At 69.6% G+C, this 15,638-nt stretch carries 13 protein-coding genes; 7 read left to right on the top strand and 6 right to left on the bottom strand.

Annotated elements, in window-relative coordinates; genetic code table 11:
• Window positions 1-38: 38 nt before the first annotated feature.
• A complete protein-coding gene (gene putA, locus AL346_RS08750) occupies window positions 39-3,155 on the bottom strand; it encodes a bifunctional proline dehydrogenase/L-glutamate gamma-semialdehyde dehydrogenase PutA (RefSeq protein ID WP_019402746.1) in 3,117 nt (1,038 codons plus the stop codon).
• 123 nt (window positions 3,156-3,278) lie between these two features.
• Between putA and AL346_RS08755 the strand changes: the two genes are divergently transcribed.
• The 5 genes from AL346_RS08755 (at window position 3,279) to AL346_RS08775 (ending at window position 8,422) form a co-directional block, all read left to right on the top strand.
• A complete protein-coding gene (locus tag AL346_RS08755; protein ID WP_019402745.1) occupies window positions 3,279-3,737 on the top strand; it encodes an Lrp/AsnC ligand binding domain-containing protein in 459 nt (152 codons plus the stop codon).
• Window positions 3,738-3,949: 212 nt separating this feature from the next.
• Window positions 3,950-5,011, top strand: coding sequence for an ABC transporter substrate-binding protein (locus AL346_RS08760; RefSeq protein WP_082312468.1), 1,062 nt, complete (start codon window positions 3,950-3,952; stop codon window positions 5,009-5,011).
• Window positions 5,012-5,090: 79 nt separating this feature from the next.
• Entirely contained in the window at window positions 5,091-5,879 is a 789-nt protein-coding gene (locus AL346_RS08765) for an ABC transporter ATP-binding protein (protein ID WP_019402743.1), read from the top strand.
• Window positions 5,880-5,977: 98 nt separating this feature from the next.
• Window positions 5,978-6,724 (top strand): ABC transporter permease, encoded by a 747-nt coding sequence (locus AL346_RS08770; protein ID WP_040404703.1) that lies wholly within the window; start codon window positions 5,978-5,980, stop codon window positions 6,722-6,724.
• 81 nt (window positions 6,725-6,805) lie between these two features.
• Window positions 6,806-8,422 carry an acyl-CoA synthetase gene (locus tag AL346_RS08775; protein ID WP_019402741.1) on the top strand — a complete coding sequence of 539 codons (1,617 nt, stop codon included), beginning with the start codon at window positions 6,806-6,808 and terminating at the stop codon, window positions 8,420-8,422.
• A gap of 67 nt (window positions 8,423-8,489) precedes the next feature.
• On the opposite strand, the gene AL346_RS08780 is transcribed toward AL346_RS08775, so the two are convergent.
• The 5 genes from AL346_RS08780 to AL346_RS08800 all read right to left on the bottom strand — a co-directional run bounded on the left by AL346_RS08780 (window position 8,490) and on the right by AL346_RS08800 (window position 13,484).
• Entirely contained in the window at window positions 8,490-8,891 is a 402-nt protein-coding gene (locus AL346_RS08780; protein ID WP_019402740.1) for a F0F1 ATP synthase subunit epsilon, read from the bottom strand.
• A gap of 78 nt (window positions 8,892-8,969) precedes the next feature.
• Window positions 8,970-10,421 (bottom strand): F0F1 ATP synthase subunit beta, encoded by a 1,452-nt coding sequence (gene atpD, locus AL346_RS08785; RefSeq protein ID WP_019402739.1) that lies wholly within the window; start codon window positions 10,419-10,421, stop codon window positions 8,970-8,972.
• Between the two features lie 35 nt (window positions 10,422-10,456).
• The gene (locus AL346_RS08790) at window positions 10,457-11,338 is read right to left on the bottom strand and encodes a F0F1 ATP synthase subunit gamma (RefSeq protein WP_019402738.1); all 882 of its coding nucleotides are present in this window, start codon (window positions 11,336-11,338) and stop codon (window positions 10,457-10,459) included.
• A 56-nt stretch (window positions 11,339-11,394) separates the two neighbouring features.
• Window positions 11,395-12,924 carry a F0F1 ATP synthase subunit alpha gene (gene atpA / locus AL346_RS08795; RefSeq protein ID WP_019402737.1) on the bottom strand — a complete coding sequence of 510 codons (1,530 nt, stop codon included), beginning with the start codon at window positions 12,922-12,924 and terminating at the stop codon, window positions 11,395-11,397.
• Window positions 12,924-13,484 carry a F0F1 ATP synthase subunit delta gene (locus AL346_RS08800; protein WP_019402736.1) on the bottom strand — a complete coding sequence of 187 codons (561 nt, stop codon included), beginning with the start codon at window positions 13,482-13,484 and terminating at the stop codon, window positions 12,924-12,926. The genes atpA and AL346_RS08800 overlap by 1 nt, the downstream gene beginning before the upstream one ends.
• Before the next feature lie 306 nt (window positions 13,485-13,790).
• Between AL346_RS08800 and AL346_RS08805 the strand changes: the two genes are divergently transcribed.
• Complete coding sequence (locus AL346_RS08805) at window positions 13,791-14,711, top strand: carbohydrate kinase family protein (RefSeq protein WP_019402735.1); 921 nt, start codon at window positions 13,791-13,793, stop codon at window positions 14,709-14,711.
• Window positions 14,708-15,628 carry a pseudouridine-5'-phosphate glycosidase gene (locus tag AL346_RS08810; protein WP_019402734.1) on the top strand — a complete coding sequence of 307 codons (921 nt, stop codon included), beginning with the start codon at window positions 14,708-14,710 and terminating at the stop codon, window positions 15,626-15,628. Before AL346_RS08805 ends, AL346_RS08810 begins: the two co-directional genes overlap by 4 nt.
• Window positions 15,629-15,638 lie beyond the last annotated feature (10 nt).

The following is a 15,638-nucleotide window of genomic DNA, read 5'->3' on the forward strand; positions in this document are numbered from 1 at the left end:
CCCCTCCCCACAAGGGGGAGGGGGGCGGCCCCGTCCCTCTATTCCCCCATCGCGATCAGGCTGGCATTGCCGCCGGCCGCCGCGGTGTTGATCGTGACCGTCTGCTCGGTGGCGAAGCGCAGCAGGTAGTGCGGCCCGCCGGCCTTCGGCCCGGTTCCGGAGAGGCCGTGGCCGCCGAAGGGCTGGGTGCCGACCACCGCGCCGATCATGTTGCGGTTGACGTAGACGTTGCCCGTCTCGAGCCGTGCGACGATCTGCGCGACCGTGTCCTCGATGCGCGAGTGGATGCCGAGCGTCAGGCCGTAGCCCGTCGCATCGATGGCGGCGATCACGTCGCCGAGCTTGTTCGCCCTGTAGCGCACGACGTGCAGGATGGGGCCGAAGACCTCCTCCTTGAGGTCGCGCGCGCTGGCGAGCTCGAAGACGTGCGGGCCCACATAGGTGCCCGGCGCCGGGCCGGGGATGGCAAGATGCGTGCGGGCGCTCGCCTTCATCGCCTTGGCATGGGCCTCGAGCTTCTCCTTGGCCTCGGCGTCGATCACGGGCCCCACATGGACGGATGGATCGCGCGGATCGCCCACTTTGAGCTCGCGCGCGGCGCCCACCACCATCTCGATCATCCGGTCGGCGACATCCTCCTGCACGCACATGAGCCGGAGCGCCGAGCAGCGCTGGCCGGCGGAGCGGAAGGCGGACATGACGACGTCGTCGGCCACCTGCTCGGGCAGAGCGGTCGCGTCGACGATCATGGCATTGATGCCGCCCGTCTCGGCGATGAGGGGCACGATCGGCCCGTCCTTGGCGGCAAGCGTGCGGTTGATGATGCGCGCGACCTCGGTCGAGCCGGTGAAGACGACGCCGGCGACGGCCGGGTGGGCGACGAGCCGGGCGCCGATGCGCCCGTCGCCGGGCACGAAGTGGAGGGCGCTCTTCGGCACGCCGGCCTCGTGCAGCAGCTTCACCGCCTCGCAGGCGATGACGGGCGTCTGCTCGGCCGGCTTGGCGACGACGGAATTGCCGGCGACGAGCGCGGCCGTCACCTGGCCGAGGAAGATGGCGAGCGGGAAGTTCCATGGCGAGATGGCGACGAAGGGGCCGCGCCCGCGCAGCACGAGGCGGTTCTCCTCGCCCGTGGGGCCCGGCATCACGGTGCCCTCGCCGAAGAGCCGCTCGGCCTGACGTGCGTAATAGCGGCAGAAGTCGACCGCCTCGCGCAGGTCGGCCACCGCGTCGTCGAGCGTCTTGCCGGCTTCGACCTGCAGCAGGTTGAGGAAGAGCCCGCGCCGCGCCTCGAGAAGGTCGGAGGCCTTGCGGATGGCCTCGGCGCGCGTCGCGGCGGGCGTTGCCGCCCAGGCACTAAACCCGGCCTTCGCTGCCGCCATCGCCGCATCGGCGGCAGCCTCGTCCGCATCCTCCACGACACCGGCGACGGTCCTGCCGTCGATGGGGCTGGCGATTTCGCGCCGCGTGCCGGGCCGGGCTTCGCCATCGACGAGGGCGCGTGCGGGGGCCGACGGCAGCCCCGCCTTCTTCAGATCGTCCATGAGACGGGCGAATTCCTCCGCGTGGCCGAATTCGACGCCGGCGGAATTGACGCGGGAGCCATAGAGCGCCGCCGGCAAGGGCAGGCGCGGGTGGGCGGCGGCCTCGGGCGTGCCGATGATCGCCGCCGGCCGCTTGAGGATCTCGGCGATCGGCACGTTCGGGTCCGCGGCCACGGAGACGAAGGAGGAATTGGCGCCGTTCTCGAGCAGGCGGCGCACCAGATAGGCGAGGAGGTCGCGGTGCCCGCCGACCGGCGCATAGGTGCGGCAGGCGGTGCCGGGCACGGCCTCGAACAGCTTGCCGTAGAGCGCCTCGCCCATGCCGTGCAGGCGCTGGAACTCGAAGCCCTCCGTGTTGCCGGCAAGCTCGACGATGCTGGCGACGGTAAGCGCGTTGTGGGTGGCGAACTGCGGGAAGATGCGCGGGCGCAAGGCGAGCAGCTTCTCGGCGCAGGCCATGTAGTTGAGGTCCGTCATCGCCTTGCGGGTGAAGACGGGGTAGCCAGCAAGGCCGCGCTCCTGCGCGCGCTTGACCTCCGTGTCCCAGTAGGCGCCCTTGACGAGGCGCACCATGAAGCGGCGGTCATGGCGCTCGGCGAGTTCGGCGATCCAGTCGATCACGGCTGCGGCGCGCTTCTGGTAGGCCTGGATGGCGAGGCCGAAGCCGTCCCAGCCGGCGAGGGAGGGAGCGGCGGCGACAGCGGCGATGACGTCGAGCGACAGCTCCAGCCGGTCCGCCTCCTCGGCGTCGATGGTGAAGTTGAGGTCGTAGCCCTTGGCCTTCTCAACGAGCGCGATCACCTGCGGCACGAGCTCGGCCATCACCCGCGCGTGGCTCACCGCCTCGTAGCGGGGGTGCAGCGCCGAAAGCTTCACGGAGATGCCCGGGCGGTTCGGCAGCGGCTCGTTGCCGGCGGCCCAGCCGATGGCGTCGATGGCATCGGCATAGGAGCGCCAATAGCGGTCGGCGTCCTCCTGCGTGCGCGCCCCCTCGCCCAGCATGTCGAAGGAATAGCGGTAGATGCGGCCGGCGCCCGACTGGGCGCGCTTCAGCGCCTCCTCGATGGTTTGGCCGAGCACGAAGTGGTTGCCGAGCACGCGCATGGCCTGGCGCGTCGCCGTGCGCACCGCCGGCAGGCCGATGCGCTTGGCGAGCTGGCCGAGGATGCCCTCGGGCGTCTCGCCGGGCTGGATGATGCGTGCCGTGACGCCGAGCGCCCAGGCCGAGGCCGAGACGAGGAAGGCGTCGGACTTCGCCTCGTGGCGGGCGAAGTCGCCCTGGCCGAGCTTGTCCTCGATCAGCCGGTCGGCGGTGACGCTGTCGGGCACGCGCAGCAACGCTTCCGCCAGCACCATCAGCGCGAGGCCCTCGCGCGTCGACAACGAATATTCGCGCAGCAGCTCCTCGACGCCGCCGAGGCTGCCGCTCTTGGAGCGGATGGCCTCGATGAGGCTCCCCGCCAGCGTATCGATGCGACGCTCGCGCTCCGGCGCCAGCGCGGCTCCGGCCATGAGGTCACGGGCGATCGCCGCATCCTCGGGCGCGAAGGGGGCCCGGAAGGGCGGCAGGGCGGGGTCTGGCTGGCTGCTGGCGGAAGAGGCGGAACGCATCGACGATCAACTCCTTGAGAGATCGTCAGGATAACGCGGATATCGCCGTGGTTCGATTTGACGAAAGCGGGAATCGGCAGCAGGAATCACTATGAAAAGAGATTCAGATAGTGAGAATGATAAGTGCTCGACCGTACTGACAAGGGCATCCTCGCCGTCCTGCAGGCGGACGGGCGCATCGCCACCGTGGAGCTCGCCGAGCGAATCGGCCTGTCGCCGACCGCGACGAGCGAGCGGCTGAAGCGCCTGACGCGCGAGGGCTACATCACCGGCTACGGCGCGCGGCTCGACCCGCGCAAGCTCGGCCTCGAGCTGATGGTCTTCGTCGAGGTGTCTCTCGACAAGACGACGCCCGACATCTTCGAGCGTTTCGCCGAGGCCGTGCGCCGTGCGCCGGAGGTGCTGGAATGCCACATGGTTGCCGGCGGCTTCGACTATCTCGTCAAGACGCGCGTCGCCGACATGGCGGCCTACCGCCGCTTCCTCGGCGACGTGCTGCTGTCGCTGCCCGGCGTCACCGAGACGCGCACCTATGCCGTCATGGAGGAGGTGAAGAGCGACGGCGCGCTGCCGGTGGCATAGCCGGCCGGGCGGAGGGCGCCACCCGTCGCGAAACGTTAGGAAAAGATACGCTTTGTGACCGGCTGGCCGGCCATCGTCCTTGACAGGCGCGGCGGTGCCGTCACGATCAGCAGGAAGGAGCTCTTTCGCCGGTTTCGTTCCGGTACGAATATTGCTTCGACAACGATGACGCGCCTTACGCGTCCGCACGCTTCCAGTCTGGAGTCCGTCCGATGTCCCTTCCGTCCGTGTTGAGCCCCCTCGGTCAGTGCCGGCGTACCGCCTTGAGGACCTTCGCCGGCGTCGTCGCCGGTGCCGCCGCGCTCTGGGCGGGCGCCGCGGCGGCGCAGACGCCCCTGCGTTTCACGCTCGACTGGCGGTTCGAGGGGCCGGCGGCGCCGTTCCTGGTCGCCATCGACAAGGGCTATTTCAAGGACGAGGGGCTGGACGTCACCATCGACACCGGCAACGGCTCGCGCGAGGCCATCCCGCGTGTCGCCTCGGGCACCTACGACATGGGCTTCGGCGACATCAACTCGCTGGTGCGCTTCCGCGACGAGAACCCCAATGTCGACGTGAAGGCGGTGATGATGGTCTACGACCGGCCGCCCTTCTCCATCATCGGCCGCAAGAGCCGCGGCATCTCCACCGATCCCAAGAGCCTCGAGGGCAAGACCTTCGGCGCCCCGGTCGCCGACGGCGCCTTCGCCCAGTGGCCGATCTTCAAGCAGGTCAACGGGCTCGACGATTCCAAGATGAAGTTCGAGAACGTCGGCTTCCCGGTGCGCGAGCCCATGCTCGCCTCGGGCGAGGTCGACGCCATCTTCGGCTTCGCCATGTCCTCGCTCATCAACCTGAAGTCGCGCGGCGTCGCCGTGGACGACATCGTCGTCATGCTGATGGGCGACTACGGCGTCGAGCTCTACGGCAACGCCATCATGGTCTCGGCCAAGTTCGCCGAGGAGAAGCCGGAGGCGGTGAAGGGCTTCCTGCGCGCCTTCGTGCGCGGCCTGAAAGACACCGTCGCCAATCCCTCCGCCGCGGTCGACAGCGTCATCAAGCGCAACGACGTCGCCAAGAAGGAGGTGGAGCTCGAGCGCCTGCAGATGAACCTGGCCCAGAACGTCATCACGCCCTGGGTCAAGGAGAACGGCTTCGGCGGCATCGACGCGACGCGGTTCGAGAAGGCGCTGGAGCAGATCGGCCTCACCTTCACCTTCAAGAACAAGCCGGTTGCCGGCGACATCTTCGTCGACACCTACCTGCCCCCGCACGCCGAGCGGATGATCGACTGACCGTTCCGTCGCGTCGTCCGCCTCGCCCGGCCGCCGTCTCCCGGCGGCCGGCTCCGGGGCCAAGGGAAAGGTGACCCGCTTGAATGCTTTCGTCGCCCTGAAGGACGTCACCCACGCCTATGGCAGCGGTGACGGCTTTCCCGCCGTCGAGCACCTGTCGCTTTCCATCGCCGAAGGCGAGTTCGCCGCCGTCGTCGGCCCATCCGGCTGCGGCAAGTCGACGCTGATGAAGCTCGCCACGGGCCTGCAGTTCCCGCGCGCCGGCACCATCCTCGTCGGCGGCGCGCCGGTGACGCAGCCGGTGCGGATCGCCGGCATGGCCTTCCAGAACCCGACGCTGCTGCCCTGGCGCACCACGCTCGAGAACCTGCTCCTGCCGCTCGAGATCGTCGAGCCGCACCGCAGCCGGCTCAAGCGCGAGCGCGGCAGCTATGTCGCCAAGGCCGAGCGCCTGCTCGCCCAGGTCGGGCTCAAGGGCCAGGGCGGGAAATATCCGTGGGAGCTTTCGGGCGGCATGCAGCAGCGCGCCTCCCTGTGCCGGGCGCTCATCCACGAGCCGCAGCTCCTCCTCCTCGACGAGCCCTTCGGCGCGCTCGACGCCTTCACGCGCGAGGAGCTGTGGTGCGTGATCCGCGACCTGCACGCCGAGCGCCGGATGACGGTGGTGCTCGTCACCCACGACCTGCGCGAGGCCACCTTCCTCGCCGACCGCATCTTCTGCATGAGCGCCCGCCCCGGCCGCATCGTCGCCGAGCGCGTGGTCGACTTTCCCCGTCCGCGCGACCTCGAGGTCACCTACACCAAGGCGTTCATCGACATCGTGCACGAGCTGCGCGGTCACATCGCCGATGCGAGGAAGACAGCATGAGCGCCGAGGCCGACACCGTCTCCGCTGCCGCCGAGGCCGATGCGCGCGCCGTGCGTGACGCCGCCGCGCGCGCCCGGGCGTCGCAGGCGCGACGGCTCATGCTGGCGCCCTGGCTCTGCACAATCGGCTTCTTCCTGCTGTGGGAGGTGTTCTGCCGGGTCTTCCGCGTCTCCTCCTACGTGCTGCCGGCGCCGAGCGACATTCTCGATGCGACCATCGCCTATTGGTGGCCGCTCCTGTTCCACTCCTTCCACACGCTGTGGATGACCACGGCCGGCTTCATCCTCGCCATCGTCTTCGGTCTGGTGCTCGGGCTCGCGCTCGGCGCCTCGCGCTTCGTCCACGCCGGGCTCTATCCGCTCCTCGTCGGCTTCAACGCCATTCCCAAGGTGGCGGTGGTGCCGATCCTCGTCATCTGGTTCGGCGTCGGCTGGCTCCCGGCGGTGCTCACCGCCTTCATGATCTCCTTCTTCCCCATCGTCGTGAATGTCGCCACCGGCCTCGCCACCATCGAGCCGGAGGTGGAGGACGTGCTCAGGGCGCTCGGCGCGAGGAAGCTCGACATCATGCTCAAGGTGGGCGTGCCGCGCTCGCTGCCCTATTTCTTCGGCTCGCTGAAGGTGGCGATCACGCTCGCCTATGTCGGCTCGGTGATCGCTGAGTACAACGCCTCGCGCAACGGCATCGGCAACCTGATGGCGCGCGCCAGCGCGGACTTCAACGTACCGCTGCTCTTCGCCGCCCTCATCGCGCTCGCCGTCCTCGGCATCATGATCTACGCCGTGATGGCCTGGCTGGAGCGGCGCATGACCGGCTGGGCCCAGCGCTCGCAGTTCGCCGCCTGATCGTCCCGGCGGCTGCGGCCAGCATGGTGATTTTGCGGCGCTTTGCCTATAAACACGGCACGTCCCACATGAGGGGTGCCGATGCTGCCCGACATTCGCGACTATGATGCGCTCGTTGCCGGCTTCCGCTGGCGCATTCCCGAGCGCTACAACATCGGCGTCGACTGCTGCGACCGCTGGGCGGCGGCGCAGCCCGAGCGGCCGGCCATCCTCGAGGTCGCCCGCGACGGCACGGTCGAAGCCCTGACCTACGGCGCCCTGCGGCGCCGCTCGAACCGTCTCGCCAACGCGCTCGGCCGCCGCGGCATCGCGGCCGGCGACCGGGTGGCGATCCTCCTGCCGCAGTCGCAGCAGGTGGCGATCGCCCACATCGCCATCTACAAGCTCGGCGCCATTGCCCTGCCGCTCGCCATGCTCTTCGGCGTCGACGCGCTGAGCTATCGCCTCGCGGATGCAGGCGCCCGCGCCGTCATCACCAATGCCGCCGGCCTTGCGACGCTCAAGGCCATCGACGTGCCGCTGCCCGACCTCGCCGTCATCGTCAGCACCGACGGGCCGGACGGCGCCGCGATCGGCTTCGACGAGATGCTCGCGGAGGCGGATGAGGATTTCGCGCCGCGCGCCACGGGGCCGGACGATCCGGCCATGATGATCTATACCTCGGGCACCACCGGCAATCCCAAGGGCGCCCTGCACGGCCATCGCGTGCTGCTCGGGCACCTGCCGGGCGTGGAGATGCCGCACGAGTTCCTGCCCCGGCCGGGCGACAGGCTGTGGACGCCGGCCGACTGGGCCTGGGCCGGCGGCCTGCTCAACGTGCTGCTGCCGGGCCTGCACCACGGCGTGCCGGTGGTGGCGCGCAAGTTCGAGAAGTTCGACCCGGAAGAAGCCTTCGACCTCATGGCGCGCCTTGAGGTGTGCAACACCTTCATCCCGCCGACGGCGCTCCGGATGCTGCGCAGCGTGCCGCGGCCCGGCGCGCGCTTCGACCTCGGCCTGCGCACCCTCGCCTCGGGCGGGGAGGCGCTGGGCGAGGCGACCTTCGTCTGGGGCCGGGAGGAGCTTGGGCTCACCATCAACGAGTTCTACGGCCAGACGGAGTGCAACCTGGTGCTCGCCTCCTGCGCCGCGATCGGCGTCTCGCGTGCCGGGGCGATCGGCAAACCGGTGCCGGGCCACACCGTGGCGGTCATCCGGCCGGATGGCACGCGCTGCGAGCCGGGGGAGCTCGGGCAGATCGCGGTGCTGCGGCCCGATCCGGTGATGTTCCTCGAATACTGGCGCCGGCCCGAGGCGACGCGCGACAAGTTCGTCGGCGACTGGATGACGACGGGCGACCAGGGCAGCGTGGACGACGACGGCTATGTCCACTTCGTCGGCCGCGACGACGACGTCATCACCTCGGCCGGCTATCGCATCGGCCCGGGCGAGATCGAGGATTGCCTCATCAAGCACGAGGCTGTCTCCCTCGCGGCCGTGGTCGGCAAGCCGGACCCGGTGCGCACGGAGATCGTCAAGGCCTTCATCGTGCTGCGCGACGGCTACGCGCCGTCCGAGGCGCTCGTCGCCGACATCAAGGCCTTCGTGCGCGAGCGCCTGTCGGCCCACGAATACCCGCGCGAGATCGCCTTTCGCGACGAGCTGCCGCTGACGACGACGGGCAAGGTGATCCGCCGGCTGCTGCGGTCCGAGGCCTGACGCAAGACGTCTCAACGCAAAAGGCCGCCCAGAGGGGCGGCCTTTCAAAAGCGCGTGGAGAGAGTGCTCAGTGCACCAGCGCGTCGCGCAGCTCGGTGAGCTGGGAGAGGCGCTCGGCAGCCGCCTGGCGGGCCTGGTCGGTCTTGGCGTCGGCCACGTCTTCCTCGGCATCGCGGACGTGCTGGGCGAGCGTCTCGGCGTCAAGCTCCTCCATCGGCAGCGCCACCTCGGCGAGGATGGTGAGGCCATCCGGGCCGACATCGGCGAAGCCGCCGCGCACGAAGAGGCGGCGCACGGCGCCCTTGCCCTCGCTGACGGCGACGACGCCGGGCTTGAGCACGGCCATCACCGGCGCGTGGCCGGCCATCACCGTCATCTCACCCTCGCTCGAGGGCACGACGACGCTCTCGACCTCGCCGGAGAAGAGAAGCCGCTCGGGCGAGACGAGCTCGAACGTAAAGGTCGCCATGTCGATCTGTCTCCGAAACCGGAACTTGGGGCCGCCAGGCCCGGCCGGGGCAGGATGCCGCGGCCGGGGGCTTGAAGCTTACGCGGCTTCGGCGGCGAGGCGCTTGGCCTTCTCGACCGCCTGCTCGATGGTGCCGACCATGTAGAAGGCGGCCTCCGGCAGGTGGTCATAGGCGCCTTCGCACAGGCCCTTGAAGCCCTTGATGGTGTCCTCGATGGCGACGAGCTGGCCCGGCGCACCGGTGAACACCTCGGCGACGAAGAACGGCTGCGACAGGAAGCGCTCGATCTTGCGGGCGCGCGCCACAGTGAGCTTGTCCTCTTCCGAGAGCTCGTCCATGCCGAGAATGGCGATGATGTCCTGCAGCGACTTGTAGCGCTGCAGGATCTGCTGCACCTGGCGGGCCACCTGGTAGTGCTCGTCGCCGACGATGCGCGGGTCGAGCATGCGCGAGGTGGAGTCGAGCGGGTCGACCGCCGGGTAGATGCCCTTCTCGGAGATGGCGCGCGACAGCACAGTCGTGGCGTCGAGGTGGGCGAAGGACGTGGCCGGCGCCGGGTCGGTCAGGTCGTCGGCCGGCACGTAGATGGCCTGCACCGAGGTGATCGAGCCCTTCGTCGTCGTCGTGATGCGCTCCTGCAGGGCGCCCATGTCGGTGGCGAGCGTCGGCTGGTAGCCCACCGCCGAGGGGATGCGGCCGAGAAGCGCCGACACCTCGGAGCCCGCCTGCGTGAAGCGGAAGATGTTGTCGACGAAGAACAGCACGTCCTGGCCCTTGTCGCGGAAGTGCTCGGCGACGGTGAGGCCGGTGAGCGCGACGCGGGCGCGGGCGCCGGGCGGCTCGTTCATCTGGCCGTAGACGAGGGCGCACTTGGAGCCGGCCGTCGAGCCGCCGTGCTCCTTCGGGTCCTTGTTCACGCCCGATTCGATCATCTCGTGGTAGAGGTCGTTGCCCTCACGCGTGCGCTCGCCGACGCCGGCGAACACCGAATAGCCGCCGTGGGCCTTGGCGACGTTGTTGATGAGCTCCTGGATGAGCACCGTCTTGCCGACGCCGGCGCCGCCGAAGAGGCCGATCTTGCCGCCGCGGGCGTAGGGGGCGAGCAGGTCGATGACCTTGATGCCGGTGACGAGGATCTGCGCCTCGGTCGACTGCTCGGCATAGCTCGGGGCCGGCTGGTGGATGGCGCGCGTATCCTCGGCCGGGACGGGGCCGGCCTCGTCCACCGGCTCGCCGATGACGTTCATGATGCGGCCGAGCGTGCCGTCGCCGACCGGCACCTTGATCGGGGCGCCGGTGTCCGTCACCGCCTGGCCGCGCACGAGACCCTCGGAGGTGTCCATCGCGATGCAGCGCACGGTGCTCTCGCCGAGCTGCTGCGCCACCTCGAGCACGAGCCGGTTGCCCTGGTTCGTCGTCTCGAGGGCGTTCAGGATCTCCGGCAGGTGCCCGTCGAACTGCACGTCGACCACCGCGCCGATGACCTGGGTGATGCGTCCGACCGCCTTGTCGCTCGCCTTGTTCGCCATTTTCTAAACCCTCACGGTCCGATCAGAGCGGGGCCTCAAAGAGCCTCGGCGCCCGAGATGATTTCGATGAGTTCCTTGGTGATCATCGCCTGACGCGTCCGGTTGTAGGTCAGCGTCTGCTTCTTGATCATTTCGCCGGCATTGCGCGTCGCGTTGTCCATGGCGGACATGCGCGCGCCCTGCTCGGAGGCACCGTTCTCGAGCAGCGCCCGGAAGATCTGCACCGAGACGTTGCGCGGCAGGAGCGCGGCGAGGATCTCCTCCTCGCCCGGCTCGTAGTCGTAGACGGCATCGAGGCCGGTCGCCGCCTTCGTCTCGCCGTCGAACTCGGCCGGGATGATCTGCTGCGCCGTCGGCACTTGGGAGATCACCGACTTGAACTTGCTGTAGAACAGCGTCGCCACGTCGAACTCGCCGGCGTCGAACATCTGCAGGACCTTGCGGCCCACGGCGTCGGCGTTCTCGAAGCCGATCTGGCGCACCGAGCGCAGCTCGATGAGCTCGATGATCTGGTCCCTGAACTGCCGGCGCAGGATGTCGTAGCCCTTCTTGCCGACGCACAGGATCTTCACCGTCTTGCCCTGCGCCATCAGCGCATTGGCCTTGTCGCGGGCGAGACGCGCGATGGAGCTGTTGAAGGCGCCGCACAGGCCGCGCTCGGCCGTGCAGACGATCAAGAGATGCGTCTCGTCACGGCCCGTGCCGGCGAGAAGGCGCGGCGCGCCTTCCGTCACCGTCATGCGCGAGGCGAGGTTGGCGAGGACCGTCTCCATGCGCTCGGCATAGGGACGGGCCGCCTCGGCCGCCGTCTGGGCACGGCGCAGCTTGGCTGCCGCCACCATCTGCATGGCCTTGGTGATCTTCTGCGTCGCCTTCACCGAGGCGATGCGGTTGCGCAGATCCTTCAAGCTCGGCATGACGAGCGCCTATTCCCCGTTGCTGCGATGGCAGGTGCGGCTCAAGCGGACGCCCCTCAGGCGAACGTCTTGGCGAAGGCCTCGACGACGTCCTTGAGCTTGGCGGCCGTCTCGTCGGACAGGTCCTTCGAGGAGCGGATCGCATCGAGGATGTCGGTGTGCTTGGCGCGCAGGACGCCGAGCAGCCCCTCCTCGAAATCGCGCACCCGGTTGACCGGCAGCGGATCGAGGTAGCCGTTGACGCCGGCGTAGATCACGCAGACCTGCTCTTCCATCTTCAGCGGCGAGAACTGCGGCTGCTTCAGGAGCTCGGTGAGGCGCGCGCCGCGGTTGAGCAGGCGCTGCGTCGTGGCGTCGAGGTCGGAGCCGAACTGCGCGAAGGCCGCCATCTCGCGGTACTGCGCGAGCTCGCCCTTGATCTTGCCGGCGACCTTCTTCATCGCCTTGGTCTGGGCGGAGGAGCCGACGCGCGACACCGAGAGGCCGACGTTCACGGCCGGGCGGATGCCCTGGTAGAACAGGTCGGTCTCGAGGAAGATCTGGCCGTCGGTGATCGAGATGACGTTCGTCGGGATGTAGGCCGACACGTCGTTCGCCTGCGTCTCGATGACCGGCAGGGCGGTGAGCGAGCCGTTGCGGTTCTCGTCGTTCATCTTCGCCGCGCGCTCGAGGAGGCGCGAGTGGAGGTAGAACACGTCACCCGGATAGGCCTCGCGGCCCGGCGGGCGGCGCAGCAGCAGCGACATCTGGCGGTAGGCGACGGCCTGCTTGGACAGGTCGTCATAGACGATCACGGCATGCATGCCGTTGTCGCGGAAGAACTCGCCCATGGCGCAGCCCGAGAACGGCGCCAGGAACTGCATCGGCGCCGGGTCGGAGGCGGTGGCGGCGACGATGATCGAATATTCGAGCGCGCCGTTCTCCTCCAGCACCTTCACGAACTGGGCGACGGTGGAGCGCTTCTGGCCGACGGCGACATAGACGCAGTAGAGCTTCTGGCTCTCGTCGCCGGTCGCGTGCAGCGGCTTTTGGTTGAGGATGGTGTCGAGGGCGATCGCCGTCTTGCCGGTCTGGCGGTCGCCGATGATCAGCTCGCGCTGGCCGCGGCCGATCGGGATGAGCGCGTCGATCGACTTGAGGCCGGTCGCCATCGGCTCGTGCACGGACTTGCGCGGAATGATGCCCGGCGCCTTCACGTCCACGCGGCGGCGCTCGTCGGCCTGGATCGGGCCCTTGCCGTCGATCGGGTTGCCGAGCGCGTCGACGACGCGGCCGAGCAGGCCCTTGCCCACCGGCACGTCCACGATGGCGCCGGTGCGCTTCACCGTCTGGCCTTCCGCGATCTCGCGGTCGGAGCCGAAGATGACGATGCCGACGTTGTCGGCTTCGAGGTTCAGGGTCATGCCGCGCACGCCCGACTCGAACTCGACCATCTCGCCGGCCTGCACGTTGTCGAGGCCGTAGCAACGGGCGATACCGTCACCGACCGACAGAACCTGGCCGACCTCGGTGACCTCGGCCTCGGAGCCGAAGTTCTTGATCTGCTCCTTGAGGATTGCGGAAATTTCCGCGGCGCGGATGTCCATCAGCCGACCTCTTTCATGGCGAAACGGATCGAATTCAGTTTGTAGCGAAGGCTCGCATCGACCATGCGGCTGCCCAGCTTGACGATGAGACCGCCGAGGATGGCGGGATCAATCTTGACGTCGAGGGCGATCTCGCCCCCGGCAACGGCCTTGACCGCCGCCTTGATCTCGTCGAGCGCCTTCTGCGAGGGCGCCTCGGCGAGGGTGACCTCGGCGTGCACGATGCCCTTCTCGCGGGCGACGAGCGCGCTGTAGGCGCGCACCATGTCGCGGACCGCGAAGAGGCGACGTTTCGACGCAACGAGGCGGATGAAATTGGCGGCGAGCCCGCTGATGCCGGCCTTGGCGAGAACGGCGGCCACGCCCCGCTCCTGCTCCTCCGCGCCGAACGCGGGGCTCGTCACGAGGCGGGCAAGGTCCGGGCTCTCGGCCACGAGCGCATTGAAGCGCTTGAGGTCGCTCTCGACGGCGTCGAGGCTGCCGGCTTCCTTGGCCAGGTCGAACAGCGCCGAGGCATAGCGCCCGGCAACTCCTGCTATGATAGTTCCGCCTTGAGCCACAGGGCTTCTCTCTTGCTCTCAAGAACCAACGGTCGTCACCGATCGCCTCGGCGGCGCCTGATCCTTCGCGCGGGGACACGGAAATGGCGAGGACAGACACGATCTGCCCGGAAGGCGCCGGTGCCCTAACATAAGGATCGGGCGCGTGCAACATCGCAGGCGCTCCTTGCGCCTTCGCGCTGCCACAAAGGCCAGTTCCCCACAGCCGCCTGCCGGCCTGCGCGCCAGGCGCGCGGCATTGGAGGAAGGGGCGAATGAGGTTAGAGACGAAGGCATGATTCCGCATTCCTCCCCCGGGGGCCGGCCGTGACGCAGGGCCCATCCGTCCTCGTCGCCGGCGGCGCTAATCTCGACGTGAAGTGCCGGGCCGACCGGCCGGTGGTGATGCGCACCTCCAACCCCGGCACGGCGACCGTCGCCTGCGGCGGGGTCGCCCGCAACGTCGCCGAGCGCCTCGCCCGCCGCGGTGCCGCCGTGCGCCTCCTGACGATCCTCGGCGAGGATGCCGCGGGCGAGCGCATCGCGCGCGAGACGCTGGCAGCGGGCGTCGACATGTCGCTCTGCCTCCGCGCCGCCCTGCCGACGGGCAGCTATACGGCGGTGCTCGACCCCGAAGGGGAGCTCGTCGTCGCCGTCGCCGCCATGCACATCCTCGATGCGCTCGACGCGGCGGCCATCGCCGCGCGGGAGGAGGCGATCCGGGAGGCCGCCTTCGTCGTCGCCGACGCCAACCTGTCGCCGCCGGCACTCGCGCATCTTGCCGGGCTTGCCGCCGCCCACGGTCGCCCGCTGGCGCTGGAGCCGGTCTCCGTCGCCAAGGCGGCGCGCCTTGGGCCGATCCTCGGCGCGGGCACGCCCGTCGCGCTCATGACGCCGAACCGCGACGAGCTCGCTGCCCTCACGGGGCTGCCGATCGACGGCGAGACGGCCCTTGCGGCTGCGGCGCGCACGCTCCACGGGCGCGGCGTGCGCCGGCTCGCGGTGGGCCTCGGCGCCCATGGCGTCTTCCTGTCGACGGCGGAGGGCGAGACCGCCCTGCTGCCGGCCCTTGCCGCCGGCCAGTCGCGCGACGTCACGGGTGCCGGCGATGCGGCGCTCGCCGGCACCGTCTTCGGCCTCGTCAGCGGATGGGACTTTACGGCAGCGGCGAGCGAAGGGCAGAGAATGGCGGCAGCGGTCGTGACCAGGCGTGATGATGCCGCCGCGCAGGAGGAGATTGAGCGATGACCGACGTCACCCCCGTTCTGTCGCCCGAGGTGGCCGATGCGCTCGCGGCCGGGCGGCCCGTGGTCGCCCTCGAATCCACCATCATCGCCCACGGCATGGCTTATCCCGCCAATCTGGACACGGCGCGCCGGGTCGAGGCCATCGTGCGCGCCGGCGGCGCCGTGCCGGCGACCATCGCCGTCCTCGACCGGCGCATCCGCATCGGCCTCGACGACGCCGGCCTCGAGAGGCTCGCCACCGCCCGCGACGTCATGAAGGCGAGCACGCGCGAGGTGCCGCTCGCCCTCGCCACCGGGCGCGACGCCGCGACGACCGTCGCCTCCACCATGCGCCTCGCCGCGATGGCCGGCATCGCCGTCTTCGCCACCGGCGGTATCGGCGGCGTCCACCGCGGCGCGGCGACGAGCTTCGACATCTCCGCCGACCTGACGGAGCTCTCGCGCACGCCGGTCGCCGTCGTCTCGGCCGGGGCGAAGGCCATCCTCGACCTCGCCCTGACGCTCGAGATGCTGGAGACGCTCGGCGTGCCGGTGGTCTCGGTCGGCACGGATATTTTCCCGGCCTTCTACTCGCGCGACAGCGGGCTCGCCGCCCCGGCGCGGCTCGACACGGCGGGCGAGATCGCCGCCTTCGTCCGGGCGCATCGGGCGCTCGGCCTGACCTCGGGCGTGCTTGTCGCCAACCCCATTCCGGCAGAGCACGAGATCCCGGGCGCCGAGATCGCCCCGGTGATCGAATCGGCCCTTCTCGAAGCTGCCGCGCAGGGCATCACCGGCAAGGACGTGACGCCCTTCCTCCTGCCGCGCGTCGCCGAGGCCACCGCCGGCCGCAGCCTCAAGGCCAATATCGCGCTCGTCGAGAACAACGCCGCGCTCGCCGCGCAGATCGCGGTGGCGCTTGCCGGAGAGGGCCGGTGAGGAGCCGGCT

The sequence above is a fragment of the Chelatococcus sp. CO-6 genome (genome assembly GCF_001271345.1).
Taxonomy (GTDB): domain Bacteria; phylum Pseudomonadota; class Alphaproteobacteria; order Rhizobiales; family Beijerinckiaceae; genus Chelatococcus_A; species Chelatococcus_A caeni.